The sequence below is a fragment of the Pseudomonas sp. TE12234 genome (assembly GCF_054061835.1).
Window position 1 is genome coordinate 193,708 of the sequence record NZ_JBSSEP010000011.1, and the last position, 20,382, is coordinate 214,089.

17 protein-coding genes, 1 tRNA gene and 1 pseudogene are annotated in these 20,382 nt (G+C 58.3%); 11 read left to right on the plus strand and 8 right to left on the minus strand.

The window, feature by feature from the left end:
• Nucleotides 1–20: 20 nt before the first annotated feature.
• The 3 genes from ACVWYU_RS18620 to ACVWYU_RS18630 all read right to left on the minus strand — a co-directional run bounded on the left by ACVWYU_RS18620 (nucleotide 21) and on the right by ACVWYU_RS18630 (nucleotide 3,552).
• Nucleotides 21–1,751: a fumarate reductase/succinate dehydrogenase flavoprotein subunit gene (locus ACVWYU_RS18620; RefSeq protein ID WP_390955754.1), complete on the minus strand. Its 1,731-nt coding sequence runs from the start codon at nucleotides 1,749–1,751 to the stop codon at nucleotides 21–23.
• Nucleotides 1,748–2,500, minus strand: a complete 753-nt coding sequence (locus tag ACVWYU_RS18625) for a GntR family transcriptional regulator (protein WP_457373377.1) — start codon at nucleotides 2,498–2,500, stop codon at nucleotides 1,748–1,750. The genes ACVWYU_RS18620 and ACVWYU_RS18625 overlap by 4 nt, the downstream gene beginning before the upstream one ends.
• Nucleotides 2,501–2,664: 164 nt before the next feature.
• Nucleotides 2,665–3,552: a Dyp-type peroxidase gene (locus ACVWYU_RS18630; protein WP_457373378.1), complete on the minus strand. Its 888-nt coding sequence runs from the start codon at nucleotides 3,550–3,552 to the stop codon at nucleotides 2,665–2,667.
• Between the two features lie 328 nt (nucleotides 3,553–3,880).
• On the opposite strand from ACVWYU_RS18630, the gene ACVWYU_RS18635 reads away from it, so the two are divergent.
• Together ACVWYU_RS18635 and ACVWYU_RS18640 are read left to right on the plus strand one after the other, a co-directional pair.
• Nucleotides 3,881–5,506 carry an NADP-dependent glyceraldehyde-3-phosphate dehydrogenase gene (locus ACVWYU_RS18635; RefSeq protein WP_457373379.1) on the plus strand — a complete coding sequence of 542 codons (1,626 nt, stop codon included), beginning with the start codon at nucleotides 3,881–3,883 and terminating at the stop codon, nucleotides 5,504–5,506.
• Nucleotides 5,507–5,550: 44 nt separating this feature from the next.
• Entirely contained in the window at nucleotides 5,551–6,594 is a 1,044-nt protein-coding gene (locus ACVWYU_RS18640; protein ID WP_457373394.1) for an FUSC family protein, read from the plus strand.
• Between the two features lie 7 nt (nucleotides 6,595–6,601).
• Here ACVWYU_RS18640 and ACVWYU_RS18645 read toward each other — a convergent pair whose 3' ends face one another.
• Nucleotides 6,602–7,495 (minus strand): DMT family transporter, encoded by an 894-nt coding sequence (locus tag ACVWYU_RS18645; RefSeq protein ID WP_130204108.1) that lies wholly within the window; start codon nucleotides 7,493–7,495, stop codon nucleotides 6,602–6,604.
• A 136-nt stretch (nucleotides 7,496–7,631) separates the two neighbouring features.
• Between ACVWYU_RS18645 and ACVWYU_RS18650 the strand changes: the two genes are divergently transcribed.
• A complete protein-coding gene (locus ACVWYU_RS18650) occupies nucleotides 7,632–8,069 on the plus strand; it encodes an Lrp/AsnC family transcriptional regulator (protein WP_010461024.1) in 438 nt (145 codons plus the stop codon).
• A 66-nt stretch (nucleotides 8,070–8,135) separates the two neighbouring features.
• Here ACVWYU_RS18650 and ACVWYU_RS18655 read toward each other — a convergent pair whose 3' ends face one another.
• A complete protein-coding gene (locus ACVWYU_RS18655) occupies nucleotides 8,136–8,807 on the minus strand; it encodes a Bax inhibitor-1/YccA family protein (protein WP_247256609.1) in 672 nt (223 codons plus the stop codon).
• A 123-nt stretch (nucleotides 8,808–8,930) separates the two neighbouring features.
• On the opposite strand from ACVWYU_RS18655, the gene ACVWYU_RS18660 reads away from it, so the two are divergent.
• From ACVWYU_RS18660 to ACVWYU_RS18680, 5 genes and pseudogenes are all read left to right on the plus strand, one after another.
• Nucleotides 8,931–9,018 (plus strand) — tRNA-Ser (locus tag ACVWYU_RS18660).
• Between the two features lie 205 nt (nucleotides 9,019–9,223).
• Nucleotides 9,224–9,430: pseudogene (locus ACVWYU_RS18665) on the plus strand (hypothetical protein).
• Between the two features lie 492 nt (nucleotides 9,431–9,922).
• Nucleotides 9,923–11,152: an alanine racemase gene (gene alr, locus ACVWYU_RS18670; RefSeq protein ID WP_247256937.1), complete on the plus strand. Its 1,230-nt coding sequence runs from the start codon at nucleotides 9,923–9,925 to the stop codon at nucleotides 11,150–11,152.
• A 729-nt stretch (nucleotides 11,153–11,881) separates the two neighbouring features.
• Complete coding sequence (locus ACVWYU_RS18675; RefSeq protein WP_457373380.1) at nucleotides 11,882–12,103, plus strand: Rid family hydrolase; 222 nt, start codon at nucleotides 11,882–11,884, stop codon at nucleotides 12,101–12,103.
• A complete protein-coding gene (locus tag ACVWYU_RS18680) occupies nucleotides 12,096–12,278 on the plus strand; it encodes a Rid family hydrolase (protein WP_457373381.1) in 183 nt (60 codons plus the stop codon). The genes ACVWYU_RS18675 and ACVWYU_RS18680 overlap by 8 nt, the downstream gene beginning before the upstream one ends.
• Nucleotides 12,279–12,457: 179 nt before the next feature.
• Here ACVWYU_RS18680 and ACVWYU_RS18685 read toward each other — a convergent pair whose 3' ends face one another.
• From ACVWYU_RS18685 to ACVWYU_RS18695, 3 genes are all read right to left on the minus strand, one after another.
• Nucleotides 12,458–14,698, minus strand: a complete 2,241-nt coding sequence (locus tag ACVWYU_RS18685; protein WP_457373382.1) for a TonB-dependent receptor — start codon at nucleotides 14,696–14,698, stop codon at nucleotides 12,458–12,460.
• 110 nt (nucleotides 14,699–14,808) lie between these two features.
• Nucleotides 14,809–15,210 carry a ParB N-terminal domain-containing protein gene (locus ACVWYU_RS18690; RefSeq protein WP_247256963.1) on the minus strand — a complete coding sequence of 134 codons (402 nt, stop codon included), beginning with the start codon at nucleotides 15,208–15,210 and terminating at the stop codon, nucleotides 14,809–14,811.
• A gap of 26 nt (nucleotides 15,211–15,236) precedes the next feature.
• On the minus strand, nucleotides 15,237–16,127 hold the full coding sequence (locus ACVWYU_RS18695) for an HpcH/HpaI aldolase/citrate lyase family protein (RefSeq protein ID WP_457373383.1): 891 nt from the start codon (nucleotides 16,125–16,127) through the stop codon (nucleotides 15,237–15,239).
• 610 nt (nucleotides 16,128–16,737) lie between these two features.
• On the opposite strand from ACVWYU_RS18695, the gene ACVWYU_RS18700 reads away from it, so the two are divergent.
• From ACVWYU_RS18700 to ACVWYU_RS18710, 3 genes are read left to right on the plus strand one after another with little or no spacing between them, the layout of a single operon-like run.
• The gene (locus ACVWYU_RS18700; protein ID WP_457373384.1) at nucleotides 16,738–18,132 is read left to right on the plus strand and encodes a Y4yA family PLP-dependent enzyme; all 1,395 of its coding nucleotides are present in this window, start codon (nucleotides 16,738–16,740) and stop codon (nucleotides 18,130–18,132) included.
• A 14-nt stretch (nucleotides 18,133–18,146) separates the two neighbouring features.
• A complete protein-coding gene (locus tag ACVWYU_RS18705; RefSeq protein WP_281439313.1) occupies nucleotides 18,147–19,190 on the plus strand; it encodes a PLP-dependent cysteine synthase family protein in 1,044 nt (347 codons plus the stop codon).
• A gap of 25 nt (nucleotides 19,191–19,215) precedes the next feature.
• Nucleotides 19,216–20,376 (plus strand): NAD/NADP octopine/nopaline dehydrogenase family protein, encoded by a 1,161-nt coding sequence (locus ACVWYU_RS18710; RefSeq protein ID WP_457373385.1) that lies wholly within the window; start codon nucleotides 19,216–19,218, stop codon nucleotides 20,374–20,376.
• Nucleotides 20,377–20,382 lie beyond the last annotated feature (6 nt).

The window sequence follows — 20,382 nt, forward strand, 5'->3', positions numbered from 1 at the left end:
TCTCTCTTTTGTTGACGGCATCAAGCCGCGTCGGCACCGACCCGCAACCGGTCGTAGGCCTGCATTTCATCGGCGTCGAGCGGGATGATGTAAGGCTCGACGGCTTTCTTGAAACTGGTCATCAGGCCGTTTTCATCCTTTTTCAGGTGGCAATGGCAGAACCAGTCGTTGTCGTTGCGTTGCGGATGATCGACCCGATAGTGGTAAAGCCCCCAGCGACTTTCAGCGCGGAACAACGAGGCCCGGGCGGCCATTTCGGCACAGTCGCGGATCATGCTGACTTCCATGGCACGCATCAGTTCGTGGGCGTTGTGGGCCTTGATCTGATCGAGGTCGCGCTGGATATCGCTGAAGCGTTGCAGGCCGATTTGCATCTTCTTGGTCACTTTCGGCGGTTGCAGGTAGTCGTTGACGAAGCGCCGTAATTTGTACTCGACCTGGGCCGGTGGCAGGCCGTGTTCGCGGTCCAGGGGCGCGTAGACCCGTTGTTTCTCGGTTTCGATCTGCGCCGCATCCAGCGCCGAAAACTCACGCCCGGCGACGAAATCCGCCGCATTGGTCCCGGCAAACCAGCCGTAGGTGAACGCGCCGAGCATGTAGTTGTGCGGCACTGCTGCCATGTCCCCCGCCGAGTACAACCCCTTGACCGAGGTTTCGGCTCGCTCGTTGACCCACACCCCCGATGCCGAATGCCCGCTGCAAAAACCGATCTCGGAAATGTGCATCTCGACCATCTGCGTGCGGTAGTCGGTGCCGCGATTGGCGTGGAACTGGCCGCGACTCGGGCGCTCGTTGCTGTGCAGGATTTCTTCGATGTTCTGGATGGTTTCCTCGGCCAGGTGATCGAGTTTGAGGAACACCGGACCATTGCCGCTTTCCAGTTCCTGGTGGAACTCCCACATCATCTGCCCGCTCCAGTAGTCGCACTCGATGAAGCGTTCACCCTTGTTGTTGGCGGTGTAGCCGCCCAGCGGACCGGTGACATAAGCGCAGGCCGGGCCGTTGTAGTCCTTGATCAGCGGGTTGATCTGGAAGCATTCCAGGTTCGCCAGTTCGGCCCCGGCGTGATAGGCCATGGCGTAGCCGTCGCCGGCATTGGTCGGGTTTTCGTAAGTGCCCATCAGGTAGCCCGAGGACGGCAGGCCCAAACGCCCGGCGGCGCCGCACGCCAGAATCACCGCCTTGGCCTTGATCACATGAAAGTCGGCCGTGCGGCAATCGAAGCCCATCACACCGTTGACCGCGCCCTCTTCGTCCTTGAGCAAACGGGTACAGACCAAGCGATTGGTGATGCTCACCCGCGCCCGCTTCAACTGGCGATACAGCACTTTCTTGATGTCATGCCCTTCGGGCATCGGCAGCACGTAGGCGCCCATGTGGTGGACCTTTTTCACCGCGTAGTCGCCGGTTTCGTCCTTTTCGAACTTCACGCCCCAGCGGTCCAGTTGCTCGATCGTTTCGAAGCTGTGGGTCGCGTAGGCGTAGACCGCCGCCTGGTTGACGATGCCGTCGTTGGCGATGGTGATTTCCTTGGTGTACTGCTCTGGCGTCGAGTGGCCGGGGATGATCGCGTTGTTCAGGCCGTCCATGCCCATGCTGATCGCGCCGCTGCGCTTGACGTTGGCCTTGTCGATCAACAGCACCCGCAGGTCGCGGTTGCGCTCCTTGGCCTTGATCGCCGCCATGGGCCCGGCGGTGCCACCGCCGATCACGACGATGTCGTATTCCTGCTCCAACGTGTTTCGGCTCATGCCTGCTCCCCTTTTTGCCGGTCGATCCGCAGGCGGTACTGGAACGCGTCGCCTCGGTAGTAAAGGTGTTCGAAATCCAGGGGCCGCCCATCAGCGTCATGGGTCAGACGCTCGATGCGCATGATCGGCGAGCCCGGTTCGACGTTCAGCGCCTGGGTCAGGTCGCTGTCGGCCAGCACCGCATCGATGGCCAGATCGGCGTGACCGAGGGCCAGGCCGCAGTCGTTTTCGAGGATCAGGAAGATGTCGCGGGTGACCAGGTCTGCCTTCTCCAGGCGCTCGCCGATGGCTTTGGGCAGGTAGGTGATTTCCAGCGAAATCGGCTCGCGATTGATCAAGCGCACCCGTTTGATCTGCGCCACGACTTCACCCTCGGCGACCTGCAAACGCTCGGCCACCTGTTTGTCGGCGGCAATGAATTTGAAACTGCGCAGGCGGTTGATCACCTCGTAGCCGCGACCGGTCATGGACTCGGCCAGGCCTTGCAGGGTGCTGACGTTCTGGAAGGTCTTGGGTTTGGCGACGAAGGTGCCCTTGCCGTGAATCTTGAAGATCAGCCCTTCCTTTTGTAGGTCACCGAGGGCCTGGCGCACGGTGATGCGGCTGACCTTGAACAGCGCGCCGAGCTCGCTCTCCGAGGGCATCTGGCTGTCTTGCGGGTATTGGCCATCGAGAATGCGGGCGCGCAACACATCCCGCAGCTGGGTGTGCAAGGGAACGCTAGTGAGGGATAGAACGTTATCGGTCATGAAGATCACTTGTCATAACGAGTTATGACGTGATCTTAGAGTTCTAAAGAGAGGGTTGAGAAATACTGTTTGGGAATAAGGTTAGAGCGCACGATCAAGCGTGCGGTGAAACACCTGTGGCGAGGGAGCTTGCTCCCTCGCCACAAAAGCCAGCTCGTGATCGATCAGTCGATACGCAGTGCACGCAGGTCCAGTCGACCGTCCTTGAGCGGCGGACACCAGTAATAGCCGCCGGTAATCGGCCGGCTGATACGGTACAAACCGTCGGTGATGCCGTCTTCCAGGCCACTCATGCGCCGCAGCTGGACTTCGAAGGCGTCGAGGGAGAAACCGAACGCGAGGAACATCAGGCCAGCGCGGTCGCCTTCGATCCATGGCATCGAGCGACGCACGATGAACGCCTCGGGCGCGAAGCTTTCCTGGGCTGTGCGTTTGACGTGGGCGGAGATTGGCGCGTCATCGAGTTCTTCGTTGTCGCTCAGGCGTCGGCCCATGATGTGGTCGGTTTCGTGGGAAGGCAGAGCATGAAAGCTCTTCAAATCGTGCTGCCACTGCTGGATCGCGGCAAAACTGCCACCGACCGTGCCGTCGACGCCTTCAGCCACCAGCGCGGCAGCCGCAGCGGCTTCGTCCTGGGGGTTCTCGGTGCCGTCTTCGTAGCCGGTCAGGTCATGGCCATCGCGATGGCGGAAGCCTTCGGTCATCTGCACCAGGCGCAAGGCTGGCGCCAAGGCCGCTTCAAGGGCATTGCTGCGATTGAGCAGCTCACCACGGTCGACGCCATGCAACCAGCACCAGAGCGCGTGTTGGGTCGACGGGTTGTCAACGCCCACGCCCGTCAGCGCCGGGAACACCCGCAGCCCTTCAATGTTGCCGTTCAGGGCCTTGACCAGGGATTCACCGAAGCCGACCACGGCCGACTGGCCGTCCACCAGTTGCATCAAATTGCCGAGCGCCGCCGGCAGCGCAGCGGCGGATTCGAGGGCGAAGAACATATGGCGAGCTTGAGGCGGAACAGGGGTGGCGAGAATGCCCGGCTGGTAATGACTCATATGAACTCCTTATGAAAGAGCACGAAGTTTAACCGCAGCACCGGCCGTTGTGTGTGCTCAGGTCAATGTCCATGTACAAGAACTGCGTAAAGCGGTCTACGCTAGAGACACAAGATCCAGACCCTCAACCCCTCTACTCTGCCTGTCGCCGCGCGATCGACTCAACATCCGGGGCATTGAACGTTGAATGTAGGAGCGAGCTCGCTCGCGATAAACCCAAGACCACCGCGAGGCGTCTGATTTTTACGCGTTATCGTTAACGACCTTCGCGAGCGAGCCCGCGCCTGCCATGGCCCGGGCTCGCCAACATCTCTTCAGGGGTAGCGACATGACCACAGCGAACATCCTTGGCAATCTGTTTCCCGAGGCCGGCAGCATCCCGGAAAAATACCGCCTCGACGGCCCCACCGAACAGCGTGAATACCTGGTCGACGGCATATTGAAAACCTGGCCCGGCCCCCTCGCCCAGGTCCGCAGCCCGGTGTATTTCAGTGGCCCGAATGGCGATGAACAAGTCATCCTCGGCAGCACGCCATTGCTCGATGCCGAGACCGCCTTGACCGCCCTCGACGCCGCTGTCCGCGCTTATGACCGCGGCCAGGGCTTGTGGCCGACCTTGCGCGTGGCCGAGCGCATCCAGCATGTCGAATCCTTCCTCGGCCGCATGCGTGAACAGCGCGAGGCAGTGGTCAAGTTGCTGATGTGGGAAATCGGTAAAAACCTCAAGGACTCGGAGAAAGAGTTCGACCGCACCTGCGATTACATCGTCGACACCATCAACGCCCTCAAGGAACTCGACCGCCGCTCCAGCCGCTTCGAACTGGAGCAGGACACCCTCGGCCAGATCCGTCGCGTACCGATGGGCGTGGCCTTGTGCATGGGCCCCTACAACTACCCGCTGAACGAAACCTTCACCACGCTGATCCCGGCGCTGATCATGGGCAACACCGTGGTGTTCAAACCGGCCAAACTCGGCGTGCTGCTGATTCGTCCATTGCTGGAAGCCTTCCGCGACAGCTTCCCGGCCGGGGTGATCAACGTGATCTACGGCAGCGGTCGCGAGACCGTCAGCGCCCTGATGGCCAGTGGCAAGATCGATATCTTTGCGTTCATCGGCACCAATAAAGCCGCCAGCGACCTGAAAAAACTCCATCCAAAACCCCACCGTTTGCGCGCGGCGCTGGGCCTGGATGCGAAGAATCCCGGTATCGTCCTGCCGGAGGTGGATCTGGACAATGCGGTCAATGAGGCGGTCACCGGGTCCCTGTCGTTCAATGGCCAGCGCTGCACGGCGCTGAAAATCCTCTTCGTCCACGAAGACGTGGTCGAGCGCTTCATCGAAAAATTCAACGCCAGGCTCGCCACACTCAAACCCGGCATGCCGTGGGAAAGCGGCGTGGCCCTGACGCCGCTGCCGGAGTCGGGCAAGGTCGCTTACCTGCATGCGCTGGTGGCGGATGCGCTCGACAAGGGGGCGAAAGTGGTCAATCCCCATGGAGGTCAGGCACGCGCGTCGTTCTTCTATCCCGCGCTGCTGTTCCCGGTGACGCCGCAAATGCGCGTCTATCAGGAAGAGCAGTTCGGTCCGGTGGTGCCGATCGTGCCGTACCGGCATCTGGATACGGTGATCGATTACGTCCTGGAGTCGGACTTCGGCCAGCAGTTGAGCATCTTCGGCACCAACCCGGTGGCGGTCGGGCGACTGGTGGACACCTTCGCCAACCAGGTCGGGCGCATCAACCTAAATGCCCAATGCCAGCGCGGCCCCGACACCTACCCGTTCAATGGCCGCAAGAATTCGGCCGAGGGCACATTGTCAGTGCATGACGCACTGCGGGTGTTCTCGATCCGGACACTGGTCGCCACTAAATTCCAGGAGAGCAACAAGGAACTGATCAGCGAGATCATCAGCGGCCGCAGTTCAAGCTTCCTGACCACCGATTACATTTTCTGAGGAGTGCCGACCTGAGCCAGTCCAGAGCCCTTCAACTGCCGCCGCTGCTGCGCCGTTTACTGCGTCCGTTACTGGACCCGTACCGGCGCTATCGTCATGCCAGGGTCATCCACGCCGTACGGGTGTCACTGGGGTTGCTGGCGTCGATCCTGCTGACCACTGGCATCCACCTGCCCCACGGTGAGTGGGCGTCGGTGACGATGCTGGTGGTGATCGGCGGCTTGCAACACCACGGCAATATCGGCAAAAAATCCGCCGAGCGGGCCATCGGCACCCTGGTCGGGGCCACGATCGGCCTGGTGCTGGTGGTGCAACAGGCGTGGCTTGGCATGCCGTGGCTGACCTATTTCGCCATGGCGGTGATTTGCGGTTTTTTCTCGTACCACGCCATCGGCAAGGGCGGTTATACGGCACTGCTGGCTGCCATTACCGTGTTCATCGTCGCGGGTCATGGTGACAATCCGGTTTCCGACGGGCTGTGGCGTGGGGTCGATATCCTCATCGGTATTGCCCTGGCCCTGGCGTTTTCCTTCGCCCTGCCGCTGTACGCGGTCTATTCCTGGCGCTACAACCTGGCCGACGCCTTGCGTGATTGCGCGACGATCTACGGACGCATCATCAACGGTCAACCCGTCACGGCGGACGAACATCTCAAGCTTATGGGGCGCCTGAACACGGTGATGGTGCAGTTGCGCTCGCTGATGCCCTCGGTGTCCAAGGAAGTGAAGATTTCCATGACCGAACTCGATGCCATCCAGCGTCACTTGCGCATGTGCGTCAGCACACTGGAGATTCTCGGCAACATCCGGCCGGATGCCAGCGACCCGGACGCCATGGCCCATCTGCAATCGGCGTTGAAAGCGGAGCACCGGCTGATTCGGGTGCAATTGATCGGCATGGCCAGGGCGTTGAAATCCGGCGCGTCCCAGCGGCTCAGCCGCCCCGTCGAAGTGCTGCCGGATTCAAGCCTGGACACGCCGGTCTATAGCTCGCTGGACGGCTATCGATTGCTGGTCCGGCAGTTGGCGGCCAACATTGGCGAGATGCGCCAGCGCCTGGCGAAGACTTCGCCGCGCTGGAACATCTGACCCTTGATTACTGTGCAACCGTGCGACGCAACTTCAGGCCCCAGCCCTGTTGCATCCCCGCCGCCGCCAGCAGAATCGCGGCAACGCCGATCCATTGCAGGGGCTCCAGGCGATGACCGAAGGCAAACCAGTCGACAAAAATCGCCGCAATCGGATAGATGAACGACAGCGCGCCGGTCAGGGCGGTCGGCAGTTTCTGGATCGCGCCGTATAGCAGCACGTACATCACCCCCGTGTGCACGATGCCCAGGGTGACCAGGCTGGCCCAGGCACTCGGTGCCTGCGGCAGCGCCGAAAAATGCGCGAATGGCGCCAACAGGAGCACACCGGTGCTGACCTGAATCAGTGCGATCAGATGCGGCGGCGTGCCGGTCAGGCGTTTGATGATCAACGCGGCAATCGCATATAGAAATGCAGCGCCCAACGCCAGAACGATGCCGATCAGGTACTCGTTGCCGCTCTCGCCCTGCCCGCCATGGGCACTGACAATCGCCAGCATCCCGAGAAACGAAACGCCCAGCCAGGCCATCTTCTGCAGCGTGATTTTCTCGTTGAGGAATAGCGCGGCCAGGCCCACCAGCATGAACGGCTGCACGTTATAGACGGCGGTGCCGATGGCAATCGACGCGCGGGAATAAGAGGCGAACAACAAAACCCAGTTGCCGACAATCGCCACGCCGCTGAGCACCGCCAGCAGGAAGGTGGTGCGGGTCAGGATACCGGGGCGCAGGAAACCGAATGCAGCGCAAATCAGCAGCAAGGTGCCGGCCCCGAACAGGCAGCGCCAGAACACCACATCCAGTACCGGTTGCCCGGACACCAGCACAAACCAGCCGATGGTCCCGGAGATCAGCATGGCGGCGGTCATTTCGAACGAGCCGCGACGTATTGTTTTGTCCATCATCAGACTCCTGTGTTTGAGGCCAAAGTATGCCAATCCAACCGGGAGCTTCTCCAGTGCATAAATCAGGCTAAACTCGGATTCTGCCTTTTTTATCAAGGTGACTTTGAAGAGTTGCCTAATCGAGGATTGCACCATGACCGATGACATCGACCAAGTGCTGATCACGGCGCTGATGGACGACTCACGACGTTCGCTCAAGGCCCTGGCGCAGATCAGCGGCCTGTCATCGCCGAGCGTCGCCGAACGACTGCGACGACTTGAAGAGCGTGGCGTGCTCAAGGGTTATACCGTTGAAATCGACCCGAAATGCTTTGGCTATCAGCTCCAGGCGATCGTGCGCATTCGCCCGCTGCCGGGTCAGTTGCAGGAAGTCGAACGGCAGATCCAGGCGATTCCCGAATTCACCGAATGCGACAAGGTCACCGGCGACGACTGCTTCATCGCCCGCTTGCATGTGCGTTCCATGGAACAGTTGGACACCCTGCTTGACCGGCTCAATACCCACGCCGAAACCAATACGGCAATCGTCAAGAAAACCCCGGTCAAACGCCGGTTGCCGCCAATGGCCTAGCGGTTTTCGGCAAATCACAGGCAAGAAAAAACCCGCCGAAGCGGGTTTTTTACTCAAGGCTGGCGATCAATCATCGCGACCCATGATGCCAAACAGCTGCAACAAGCTGATGAACAGGTTGTAGATCGATACATATAGGCTGATGGTCGCCATGATGTAGTTGCGCTCGCCGCCGTGAATGATGGCGCTGGTCTGGAACAGAATGCAGACCGAAGAGAACAGCACGAAACCGGCGCTGATCGCCAGTTGCAGACCGCTGATGTGGAAGAACATGCCCGCCAGCGTTGCACCCAGCAGTACGAAGAAGCCGGCAGTGATGAAACCGCCGAGGAAGCTCATGTCCTTGCGGGTGATCAACACATAGGCCGACAGGCCACCAAATACCAGTGCGGTCATCGCGAAGGCCGAGCTGACCACTTCAGCGCCGCCCTGCATGCCCAGGTAACGGTTGAGAATCGGGCCGAGCAGGAAACCCATGAAACCGGTCAGGGCAAATGCCGACACCAGGCCCCAGGCGGAATCACGGAGTTTGTTGGTAAGGAAGAAAAGCCCGTAGAAGCCGATCAGCACCACGAAAACGTTTGGATAACCGACACGCATCTGCTGCGCAACGAAGGCCATCACACCGCTGAATGCGAGCGTGAGTGCAAGCAAGCCGTAAGTGTTGCGCAGGACGCGGCTAACCTCTAGCTGCTCAGCCTGCAAGCTGTTATTAACTGCGTAATCCTGTTCGCGCATGGCGACACTCCTGTTGGTTTGAAACGTTCAGTCGCAAAGATCATAACAGACGCCCTGTAACAAGCTATGCAGAGAGTTTGACAGTGTGTTTCATTCAGGTATTATGGCGCCCGCAACACAAACGGAGGTGTGGCCGAGTGGTTTAAGGCAACGGTCTTGAAAACCGTCGACTGTAACAGGTCCATGAGTTCGAATCCCATCGCCTCCGCCATCTTTATATGACAAAGCCCTGATTTTTCAGGGCTTTGTCGTTTCTGGGAGTTGGTAAAAATCCTGAGCGCCGGCAAGTGTTCCATAACTTTATATGGACGTATTCCAGAACTAAGCCGCTATATCCCTTCTCCGGCATCCTGCAGACAGTAAAAAACTATCTCAAAATGCGCTGCAAAGCTGCCCCTCAAGACTGAGGATTTGCGATGCCACATTCAGACCTGCTGCCTTCCCGCCTCTTCAAAATCGATGAAAACCGGCTCACACCGGAAGCCGCCATCATGGCACTTACGCTTTGGGCTTAACTACACGGAGCGACCGAGGGCGACGGAAATGTTCGCGGAGCCCTGGAAGTGATCGACCGGAAAGAGGAACTCATCAGGACGACGCTGACGATGATGACGCCGCAGTGACTGCTAGCGCGTAGGAGCCGTGACTGAATGAAGCATAATGCGTCCTCTTTGAGCGTCACGTTGTTGCCACAAAGAAGTCACTCTAACGGGTAGAGCCCAGAGTGACGGTCAGGTCATTCGGACCGTTGCGAATCACGGAAAACGTCGACAGAGGCAGACGACTGCCCGCAGCTCACGGGCTTGCTATCGCGCGCGGAACCAATTGTCGTAAATCCGCGGGTGCGTACCGTCCTCACTCATGGACAGCAACGCAAGGTTGGTCTTCTCGCGCAGCCTGCTACGCCCCTCCCATGTCGCGACACAATGTGCTGATTCGCGGTAGCCGTCCGAGCAACAAACCTTGCTGATGCCATTGCATAGGGCCAAGGTGAGCGCGAACAAATCCCTTACAAGTTTTTACATCTTCGAACCCAGCGTACAACGGCAACTTACATCGCCTTCCAATAATCGGCGCCGGAATAATAAAAAGACCGATTACATGGAGAGTTTCAGATGCCCTTTACCCGCACTGTTCTAGCGCTGTCCCTCGGCCTGATTTTTTTGCAAAGCCAAGCCCAGGCGGCACCGCCGCTGTCGCTCACAAACGGCAACTCCGAGCTGACTGCGCAAATCAGTAATGCCTGGATTGAAATCAACAAAACCGCGCTAGAGCACAATATCCGTACCCTGCAAGCCGAGCTGGCCGGCAAGTCGAAACTCTGTGCAGTACTGAAGGCCGACGCTTATGGTCATGGCATAGGGTTGGTGATGCCTTCGGTGATCGCGCTAGGGGTACCGTGTGTGGCGGTCGCCAGTAACGAAGAGGCTCGAGTGGTTCGCGAAAGCGGCTTTAAAGGCCAGTTGGTCCGTGTTCGCACCGCCTCCCTGGGGGAGCTGGAAAATGCGCTGCAGTACAACGTCGAGGAACTGGTTGGCAACCTCGATTTCGCCCGCCAGGCGGCCGACCTTGCACATAAACACGGTCGCAAATTGCAGGTGCACATCGGCCTAAACTCAAGCGGCATGAGCCGTAACGGCCTGGAAATGGCTACCGAGCAGGGTAAACAAGACGCGCTGGCGATCACCAAACTGCCAAATATCGACGTGGTTGCGATCATGAGCCACTTCGCCGTGGAAGATAAGGACGACGTACGTAAAGGGCTGGCCACCTTCAATGAGCAAGCCGCCTGGCTGATGGACGTCGCGCATCTCGACCGCAGCAAGATCACCCTTCACACTGCTAACTCCTTCGCCACCCTGGAAGTACCTGAATCGCGCCTGGATATGGTGCGCACCGGCGGCGCGTTGTTTGGCGATACCGTCATCACGCGAACTGAGTATCAGCGCGTGATGCAGTTCAAGTCGCATGTGGCCTCGGTCAATAGCTACCCCGCTGGAAACACCGTGGGTTACGATCGCACGTTCACCCTGACACGTGATTCGAAACTGGCCAACATCACGGTCGGCTACTCCGATGGCTATCGTCGGGTGTTCACCAATAAAGGTGTGGTGTTGATCAATGGTCATCGCGTGCCGGTGGTGGGCAAGGTTTCGATGAACACTGTAATGGTCGATGTCACGGATGCACCCGACGTCAAGGCGGGTGATGAAGTGGTGCTGTTTGGCAAGCAAGGTGCAAGCGAAGTCAGCCAGGCTGAAGTCGAAGAGATCAACGGTGCGCTACTGGCCGACCTCTACACCGTCTGGGGCAGTGCCAACCCGAAAATATTGGTCGAAAGGTAATCCCGTCATTATCGTAATTCAGGGGCGCGCGTTCATTCAGGCACAGTTTTGAAGAGCGCTGAAACGCTCCAATGTATGACAGGGCCCGACAAGAGAGAGCTTGCTTTCTCTTGTCGGAAGATGACCGTCATACCTTTTTCCGTGCTGACTCAATGCGGCACCGGCTACGGATACATCAGGTTGCTGGCATTCTCACGACCCGTCGCGGATTACTGCCCCGCACCACTCAGCTTTTCTCGTCGAAACTGCCCTGGTGCCAACGCCGCGATACGCTGTTTCTAAAGGTTTTCGCCCAAAAGCTGACGCTGGTGACAGGCAGAAATCGGCCGATTCTGCCCCTCATAACAGCCAGGAATCTGCCACGAACAGCCCCAGATACCGCTTCCGCCTCCCTTACATCGCAGCCTGCAGTAGCGGCACCGGTCCGCGTTGCAGGAGACGTCTGATCAGCCCGTCGACGGGAAGCGACTGGCTTTCAACGCCTTCAGAAACGTGTACGAGGCGTGATTGAGTGAGTCTCGGGGCTGCTAGCTTTCCTTCTCCGGGGCTACCCAATTCGACCCGCGTTCTGATCGCTGGGTACGCATCAATATGTATCAGAACGCCCCCTTTCCTCATGAATTGAACCAGGTCCTGCCAGCTCCGAGTCCTCGCGATTGCTGGGTGCAGGGGCCGGGCTAAGCGACAACAACTGAATCATCCAATCTGGAAACCCAACGGATCTCGACCATGAACCCTGCTATTCAACGCATCGGCACAACCAAACGCTTCAGCCAAGTAGTCATTCACAACAACACAGCGTATCTGGCGGGCCAGGTCTCACCATTGACTGAGGGCGATATCACCGCACAGTCACAAGACGTGTTCGACAAAATCGACACCCTGCTGGCCAAGGCTGGCACGGACAAAGGCCAGCTTCTCTGCCCAGATCTGGCTGGCCGACATGGCTGACTATGACGGCATGAATCAGGTTTGGGACGCTTGGTTGGCGGACGCGCACGCACCTGTGCGCGTGTGCGTGGAGTCACCCATGGCCAAGAAACATTATCGGATTGAAGTTCAGGTCATTGCGGCGCTGATGGAGAGACCGCTTCTGCTCACGGGCTCTTTCGTCCGAAAGCAATGAACACATTGAACGGTCGTCGCTGCCTCACAGCGGCGCCGTCACTCTCTATAAACCCGAAGATCCCTGACGCCCCTTCAGCCCGAATCGCCTCCTGCGGCAGTGGCTGCGGTTACGCCTGCCAAGACATGATCAAGTCAGGGTAACAACCGCTCAATAGTCCCTACCCCTTCCCCTCCTTCTCAAAAATCAACCGTCGCCGATAACTGCAAGGTGCGCGGATATCCAGGAGAGAACGCGCCATAGGAGGCAACGCCTGACCAGTACTCACGATCGAACACATTCTGTACGGTGGCGCGGAACGTCGTCGGTCGACCTTCGATTTTGGTGGCATAACGCGCGCCGGCATCGAAGCGAGTCCAGGCATCCAGTTCCTGGGTATTGGCTTGATTGACGTATTGGCGGTCGGTGTAAATGGCACCGCCAGTGAGGGTAAAGCCCTCAAGCCAAGGCGTGTCCCATTCGGCCCACAGGTTGGCTTGCACGTCTGGCACGCCTACCGGTTTGTTGCCGCGATTGGCGGCAGTGGCCGAATCGGTCAACTCGCCATCGAGTAGCGTCACCCCGCCCATCAAGCGCGTGCCCTGTGCCACTTCGCCGAACATGCTCAACTCGATACCGCGATTACGCTGTTCGGCCTGCACGGAAAACACGTTGCCGGCGCCGATTTCGCCACTCGGTTTTTCAATCTGAAACAACGCCAGGGTGGTCATGAACGTGCCGTGTTCATACTTGACGCCGATTTCATGCTGCTTCGATTCGTAAGGTGCGAACGTCTCGCCAGCGTTGACCGCCGAGCCCGGTGCGATATCACCTTTACTCAAGCCTTCGACGTAGTTGTAGTAGAGCGAAACATCGTCCCAAGGCTTAACCACCACGCCAACCAGCGGGGTCGTGGCATTGTCGTTATATTTCGAGCTGACCGAACCTGCAGCGTTGTAATTGCGTGATTCGATGTCTTGCCGGCGCACCCCCAGGGTCAACTGAAAGCGGTCATCAAGCATGGACAGCGTGTCGGTCAATGCGACCCCGGATAGATCCGATTCGGAAATGCGCAGCACTTTTGGCGCGTTGATAAATTGCTTGGGCACATCCACCGGTTGGTAAATGTTCGAACGGACTTCGGTGCCGTTGTTGATCCCTCGGGACAGCTCATCCTGGTATTGGGTGGCCATCAGCGTAGTCGTGTGAGTGACCGGACCGGTCGCGAACACTCCGCGGATCCCGACGTCGGCGGTAGAGCGGTCGACGTTGAATTTGTAATACCCGGGAATGTTGCTGGTATCGCCTGCCTCGTTGATGATTCTCGGCACCTGGTCAGACATCCGCTTGACGTCTGACCTGCCGCCCCCCGCATGGGCAAACACGGTGACCGCATCATTCAGGTCATATTCGCCGCCCAGCAATGCCGACTGCTCTTTCGTATCGGACCAACCCCAGTCCTGCGACACGTTGGTCCGGCCATTGGGTGCCGATGGGATATCAATGCCAGGCGCGACTGTGAATGGCCTCGACGGTGCATCGAAACTTTCTTTCTGGCTGATGTAATCCAGGTTCAAGCGCAAGCGCTCGCCACGATAATCCAGCGCGATGGCGCCGATACCCAAATCTCGCTGCTGATTATCAACGGCAGTGTCACCCCCTTGCAGGTTGCCGTTGAAGCGCACGCCAAACTGATTTTCTTCACCAAAGCGACGGCTGACATCCAGATGTGCACCGACTTGGGAGTCGGAGGCGTAGCTGGTGGTAACGCGGGTCAGGTCTTCGTCCAGTGGACGTTTGGGAACGATATTGATCACGCCACCGACGCCACTGTTTGGCGAAATGCCGTACATCAAGGCGCCCGGTCCCTTCAGCACTTCGACCCGCTCGGCATACTCGGTGAATACCCGGTAGTTGGGCGCCACGCCATACACGCCATCGAACGCCAGTTCGCCCAGGTTGCCTTCACCGACCGGAAAGCCACGAATGAAAAACGAGTCGACGATGCCGCCGGTCTGCCCGGTGGAGCGCACCGAAGGGTCACGCTCCAGCGCATCGGCCACGGTCACCGTTTGCAGGTCGGCCAATGTCCTGGCGGTGTAACTGGTCACGCTGAACGGAGTGTCCATCACGTCTTTGTTGCCCAGCATGCCCAGTCGGGCGCCCCGCGCAACCTGGCCACCGGCGAACGCTTGCGGCAATGCGGAGGGACCACTGTAGCTGGCGTTGATGTCGGTGGTGTCGAGGGTCAGCGAATAGGTGCTGTGATCGGCCGGTGTCGCGATCGGAGTGTTCGAGGTCTCGTCAGCGGCAACGCCCTGTTGCTCGGGGGCTGCAGCCCAGGCGTTGGCGCTTGCTGCGACCAGGACAACATTCAGCATGGCGGTACGAATGGCGAGTGTTAATGCGCGCTCACCGCAAGGACGACTGACAACAGGCATGACGTGAGGATCCTTTTCAAACAGGGAAAATGGTAATCACTCCTATTGCCAGTCTATTTGCGAAAAAGTATCACTCTCAGTAGAAACTTTTTTCCGCTGCGCTGCCAAAGCTAGGCATACAGGCGTTCCAGCGGTATCGCGATCACCGGCAGCGCCGGATCAAACGCGTGCCGGGTGGTCTTGTATGGAAAGATCTCACCCCGGGCAATCGTGGTGAAAATCCGCGCCACTTCGAACGCCTGCCCGGTCCGCCAATGCCGCACACATACCCGCGGATCGGTGTAATCGAGCTGGATGCAAGGCACCCGCTTCAATCCCAATTGCAAGGCCGCGTTGAACCGGTGATTGCCGTCCATGACGATGCCCTGCGAGCGCTCGACGATAATCGGCTCCAGCCAATGCCCGGCCCGTGCAATCGACTCGCACAGCCTCGTCACATTGGCAAGGTCGACCTGCTCGGACTGCTGCACTTCACTCAGCGGCCGCAACGTAATCCGATAACCGTGTTCCATGGTTGATCTCCTGATTCGCCGAGGCTTCAGCAAGCGCCTGCGCGAGCAATGGGCGCGTATTGGCTGGCCACATCAAGCAGGCGCCGGGCATGTTCGATCAGCGGCAAATCAACCATCTCGCCATCCACCTGCACCGCATGACTGCCCGTGGCCACGGCCCTCATCACACGATCGGCCCACGCCAATTGGCGCGAATCCGGCAGGAAGGCGCGCTGAACCGTGACCAGTTGCGAGGGGTGGATGCACAGCTTGGCGCCGAACCCCAACGATCGCGCGTAAAGGGCGTCCTTGGCGACCACCGCCAGATCACTGATCGCCGGCGTGACGCCGTCAATCGGAGACGGTAAGTCCGCCGTGCGAGAAGCCAGCACGATGCGGTGGCGGGCGAAGAGAAACGCTTCAGGGATCTGGCTGCAATTGATATCGAGGGAGAAATCCAGCGAGCCGAACGCCAGGCGCGCCACCCCTGGCATCGCGGCAATCGATTCCACCTGCTGCAATCCTTTGGCCGTCTCGATGATCGCGATGATCTTGAGTTCCGGTTGCCACATCAGCAACTGTTCGACGACCCGGCCAAGGGCATCCGGGCATTCCACCTTGGGCAGGAAAATGCCGTTGCAATGCTCGGGATAGCGCATGTCGTACAGCCAGGCCTGGTCCTGGTGGAACAGGGTACTGCCGACGCTATTGAGGCGGATGTAACGCTCGCAGGAAACGCTCGGCGTACTCTCCTGCCATGCCCAAATTGCTGCCCGAGCGGCGGGTTTGCTGTCCGGATGAACGGCATCCTCGAGGTCGAGAATGATCGCGTCAGGATTCGCTTCGACGGCTTTGGAAAACCGTTCGGGGCGGTTGCCCGGCACGAACAGGTAGCTGATCGCGAGTGGGGTTTTGCTGCTGTGTCGATCGGATGTCATGGCGTTGCTCCTTGGCGTGAATCGTTGTGAATCTGAAAAAAATCAGGCCCTGTCAGCGCCGGGTTTCCGCGCCTGCCCGTGGCGGCCTGCACCTCGCCGTAACGCCTTGTTCATCAGGGTATTACGGGATTTTTTAAACAGGACGAACGCGTACTTGAACGTTTAAATGCACGCTCATTCATTCGCCCTGTGCAGGTCGTTATTCAAAAATATTTGAAAACCTTACTTGATAATGGTTCGCATTAGCAATATTGTTCACATCGCCAAGAGGAACGATCCTCGCTTCAAAGAACGTCATCAGTCGCAATGGGAAGTGCATACCGGTAATGGCACAAGAATGTCAGTTACGGGCCACTTACACAGGCTGGTCATCAACTAGTGGCCGATCAGAATGTCCGTACAAACCTTATGGAGTGGGGTTTTCATGCAATTGTTCTATCAATCATCCATTACGGTCCGCGCTAAAAATCCCTCTTCAGGTTTCGCGTGGCATCCGCCTCCACTGCATTAAAAACTCGTATCTGACGAGCAAAAAAATACTGCTTCCATCGATAACTGCTGGTTGTCGAATATCAATGGCCACGTTCTATTTCGAGCCAGAGGATTAACTATGCCTGCAATGAATGCGCAGCCCATTGAACAGCGAATTGAAGTTCACCATCCGGACAGGCTAAAACCGCTTATCGACTTTGTTATTGCCACACTGATCAACCATTTTCCGGGCACACTTTCAGCTCTGGTCAAACAACATGGCTCACCATTGAATCTGGTCTGGCCACATGCTTTCGAATTGAATACGAAGGCGCTGCAAACGGTGTTGAACCAACACAATGTGCGTCACGCTATCTTCTATGGCGCCAAGGCCAACAAGTCCCAGAGCCTGCTGAGCGCTGCGGCAAATTCGGGTATTGGTGTCGATGTTTCGAGCATTCATGAGCTGGAGGCAGCCCTGCGAGCCGGTACGCTGGCGGCAAAAATCTGCGCGACCGGCCCGGCCAAAACCGCTGTGTTTCATCAAGCGCTGATCAGCGCGAGTTCACTGATCTGTGTGGATTCGCTGGAGGAATTGGATCACCTGAAAACAGTGATCGAATCCCTGACAACTCCTGCAAAAGCACGGATTTTACTGCGTTACAGGCCTGCAAGCTGTCCGAAGAGTCGATTTGGAATGGGCTTTGAGGACTTGCTTGAATGCCTTCATCGGCTGACCCGAAAACCCAGGCACTTTCACTTCGAGGGGTTCCATTTCCACTTGGGCGGTTACGGATTCGAATCCCGTGCGCAAGCCTTCCGTGAAGTCTCAGGGTTTGTCCAGGCGGCCCGTGAAATGGGTCTGAATCCACAGATGATCGACATCGGCGGAGGCCTGCCGATTCGTTATGTCGAGCCTCAGGCCTATCGTCAGTTTTTACAGCACGACAATAAGTCCGAGCATTATTACAACAATACAGTGCCCAACTTTTATTATCCCTATGGCAGTGAGCTGACAGCGCCTCAATGGTTGACATTGTTCCTCCAGGCCGACCACTCGCCCGGACTGTCTATTGCCAACTATTTGAACATGCAAAAGATAACACTGGCACTGGAGCCCGGCCGAAGTCTGGTGGACCAGGCGGCCATTTCATTGTTTCGGGTCACACGCACAAAAAAACTGGCCGATAACAAAATCGTCATTTTTGTTGAAGGCAGTAGTTTCAGCGCCTGTGAAACCTGGTTTTCGTCGGAGTATCTCGTTGATCCGATACTTATCAGTACAAGCGAACTACCGCACACACCGACTCAAGCTTATATCGCTGGCCATAGCTGCCTGGACGACGACGTCATTACCCATCGCCTGATCAACTTTGCCACCACCCCTCAGGCAGGCGACTTATTGGTTTACGTCAATACCGCCGGTTATCAGATGGACTTGCTGGAAAACGAGTTTCATCGCCATCCCCTGCCCCGGCGCTTGATGGCGACCTGTTGTACGGAAGGTAACTATGCATTTGCACCTGACTACTAAAGGGAATGATTGAAATGATATTGAATAAAGTTTCTGATCTTATTGGCAATACACCCATGTTGGGTATTGATGTTCCGGATACCGACGCCAGGCTGTTACTCAAGATTGAAAAGAACAACCCCGGCGGCAGCATCAAAGACCGCATGGCGCGGAACATGGTGCTGGCCGCGCTCAAGTCCGGACGCCTGAAACCCGGCGGCGTCATCGTCGAGTCGTCGTCCGGCAACACCGGCATCGGCCTGGCCATGGCCGCCGTCGAATTCGGCCTGCAGTTTATCGCCGTGGTCGATCATCACGCGGCTCAGGACAAGATCGCCGTCATGAAGGCGCTGGGCGCCGATATTCGATTCGTTAAAGGCACCTATCGCGAAGACGAAGTGGCGGTGGTCGAACGCCAACGCATGGCGGCTGAACTCGCGACCGACATTCCCGGCGCCGTGTTCATGAACCAATCCGACAACGCCGCCAATGCAGGCGGTTACAGTGATTTCGTCCGCGAAACGATTGCTCAGGTACAAGGCCCTATCGGGGCCTACGTCGGTTGCGTCGGTACCGGCGGTTCGATGACCGGGATCGCCCGGGGTTTGAAACTGCACAATCCCGACACCGTGACCGTTGCGGTGGAACCGGCCGGCTCCATTGTCTTCGGCCATCCCGGCTATCCCTACTACCAGTCAGGCACCGGCACTCCGGCCGGTGACACGGTCGGCCTGGTGCTCGACTACAGCTGCATCGATCTGGGCGTGCAGGTCACCGATTCCCAAGCCTTCGAAACCGCCCGCTACATCGCCCGACACCTGGCGCTGTTGGTAGGTGGTTCGACCGGCGGTGCGATTTTCAAGGCATTGGAGCTGATCCACAAAGGCGTGCTGACCGGGAACGTGGTCGTGCCAATCGCCGATGGCGGCGAAAAATATCTGCACACCGTGTTCGACGATAAGTGGCTGCAAGAACGTGATTTGCTGGATACGAACGTCGCACCGCAACTGGATGCCTGGCTGGGCAAGACCCAATGGCTGGACACCGTTTCCGCGCCGCTGCAATTAAACGTCGCATGACCCACCCACACAGGAACGCCTCTCGATGAATCTGTTGAAAGTCGCCATTTGTGGTGGCGGCAGGACCGGCCATCTCAACGCCATTCTGTTCAAGCAGCTGCCCAATGTTCAGGTTTCGATGCTCACCAGCAATCTGGAAATCATCGAACAGCATGCCCGTCAGACGCCGATGCAGGCGTTGTTGCCCAACGGTTCGACACTGCAAGCCCGACTGGATCGGGTGACCACTGACGCCAGGGCCGCCGTCGAGGATGCCGACATCGTCATCGTCACCGTGCCGGCCCATGCCCGGCCGCAAACCCTGAAGGACATCGCACCGCATCTGAACGCGAGCAAACCGGTGTACATCGGTGCGATTCCCGGTTTTTGCGGTTTCGACTGGCTGGCCGAAGCCACCCTGCCCGACCGCCCGAACCTGGTGATCTGGGGCATGAAGGACGTCCCGCATACCGCATTCGAGCTGACGCCTGGACGCTCGATCAAAATGGGCGGCGGCAAAAGCCAGCTGTACGTGGCCACCCATGCCCGAGAGCCGCAAACCGCGCGCCGACAGCTGGAGAAAATACTGACCAGGCTGTACGGCCCCTGCGTGACGATGCTGGAAAATTACCTGGAGATCACCCTGACGCCGGGCAACCCGATCATGCACAGTTCGGTGATCTACGGGCTGATCGGTCCCTTTGGCCAATGGCATCGCAAGATCTTCCCGCAACGCCTGTGCTGGTGGACCGAGTGCCCGGAACTGGGCGCCTACTTCCTCGAACGCATGGATCAGGAAAGCCAGGCGCTGTGCGCGGCCATTAGCCAGCGCATGGGCATCGACCTGTCATCGGTCAAATCCTTGAAACAGGAAATTGTCGAGGCCTACGGCGAACAGATCCGCGACAAGAGCAGCATGCTTTCGATTCTGCGCACCAATCAGGCCTACAACGACATCCTTGCCCCCATGGTGCCAGCCGACGGCAACCGCGCCGGCTACGTCATCGAACGCGAGAGCCGCGCCTTCAACGAAGACGTCGCCTACGGCCTGGTGCTGCTGGTGGAAATGGCCAAGCGCTTCGACCTCAAGGTGCCCCATATCGAAGAAGTCCTGCAGTGGAGCGTTGGCTACATGCATGGCCTGCGCGACTCCGCGCTCGACTACTTCCCAAGCCAGTGGCCACACGCGACCAGCGCCGCCGCTTGATCCCTT

Excerpts from the sequence above, each read along its gene's own strand:
- ACVWYU_RS18620 (WP_390955754.1), bottom strand. The coding sequence starts at position 1,751 with ATGAGCCGAAACACGTTGGAGCAGGAATACGACATCGTCGTGATCGGC.
- ACVWYU_RS18625 (WP_457373377.1), bottom strand. The coding sequence starts at position 2,500 with ATGACCGATAACGTTCTATCCCTCACTAGCGTTCCCTTGCACACCCAG.
- ACVWYU_RS18630 (WP_457373378.1), bottom strand. The coding sequence starts at position 3,552 with ATGAGTCATTACCAGCCGGGCATTCTCGCCACCCCTGTTCCGCCTCAA.
- ACVWYU_RS18635 (WP_457373379.1), top strand. The coding sequence starts at position 3,881 with ATGACCACAGCGAACATCCTTGGCAATCTGTTTCCCGAGGCCGGCAGC.
- ACVWYU_RS18645 (WP_130204108.1), bottom strand. The coding sequence starts at position 7,495 with ATGGACAAAACAATACGTCGCGGCTCGTTCGAAATGACCGCCGCCATG.
- ACVWYU_RS18650 (WP_010461024.1), top strand. The coding sequence starts at position 7,632 with ATGACCGATGACATCGACCAAGTGCTGATCACGGCGCTGATGGACGAC.
- ACVWYU_RS18655 (WP_247256609.1), bottom strand. The coding sequence starts at position 8,807 with ATGCGCGAACAGGATTACGCAGTTAATAACAGCTTGCAGGCTGAGCAG.
- alr (WP_247256937.1), top strand. The coding sequence starts at position 9,923 with ATGCCCTTTACCCGCACTGTTCTAGCGCTGTCCCTCGGCCTGATTTTT.
- ACVWYU_RS18675 (WP_457373380.1), top strand. The coding sequence starts at position 11,882 with ATGAACCCTGCTATTCAACGCATCGGCACAACCAAACGCTTCAGCCAA.
- ACVWYU_RS18680 (WP_457373381.1), top strand. The coding sequence starts at position 12,096 with ATGGCTGACTATGACGGCATGAATCAGGTTTGGGACGCTTGGTTGGCG.
- ACVWYU_RS18685 (WP_457373382.1), bottom strand. The coding sequence starts at position 14,698 with ATGCCTGTTGTCAGTCGTCCTTGCGGTGAGCGCGCATTAACACTCGCC.
- ACVWYU_RS18690 (WP_247256963.1), bottom strand. The coding sequence starts at position 15,210 with ATGGAACACGGTTATCGGATTACGTTGCGGCCGCTGAGTGAAGTGCAG.
- ACVWYU_RS18695 (WP_457373383.1), bottom strand. The coding sequence starts at position 16,127 with ATGACATCCGATCGACACAGCAGCAAAACCCCACTCGCGATCAGCTAC.
- ACVWYU_RS18700 (WP_457373384.1), top strand. The coding sequence starts at position 16,738 with ATGCCTGCAATGAATGCGCAGCCCATTGAACAGCGAATTGAAGTTCAC.
- ACVWYU_RS18705 (WP_281439313.1), top strand. The coding sequence starts at position 18,147 with ATGATATTGAATAAAGTTTCTGATCTTATTGGCAATACACCCATGTTG.
- ACVWYU_RS18710 (WP_457373385.1), top strand. The coding sequence starts at position 19,216 with ATGAATCTGTTGAAAGTCGCCATTTGTGGTGGCGGCAGGACCGGCCAT.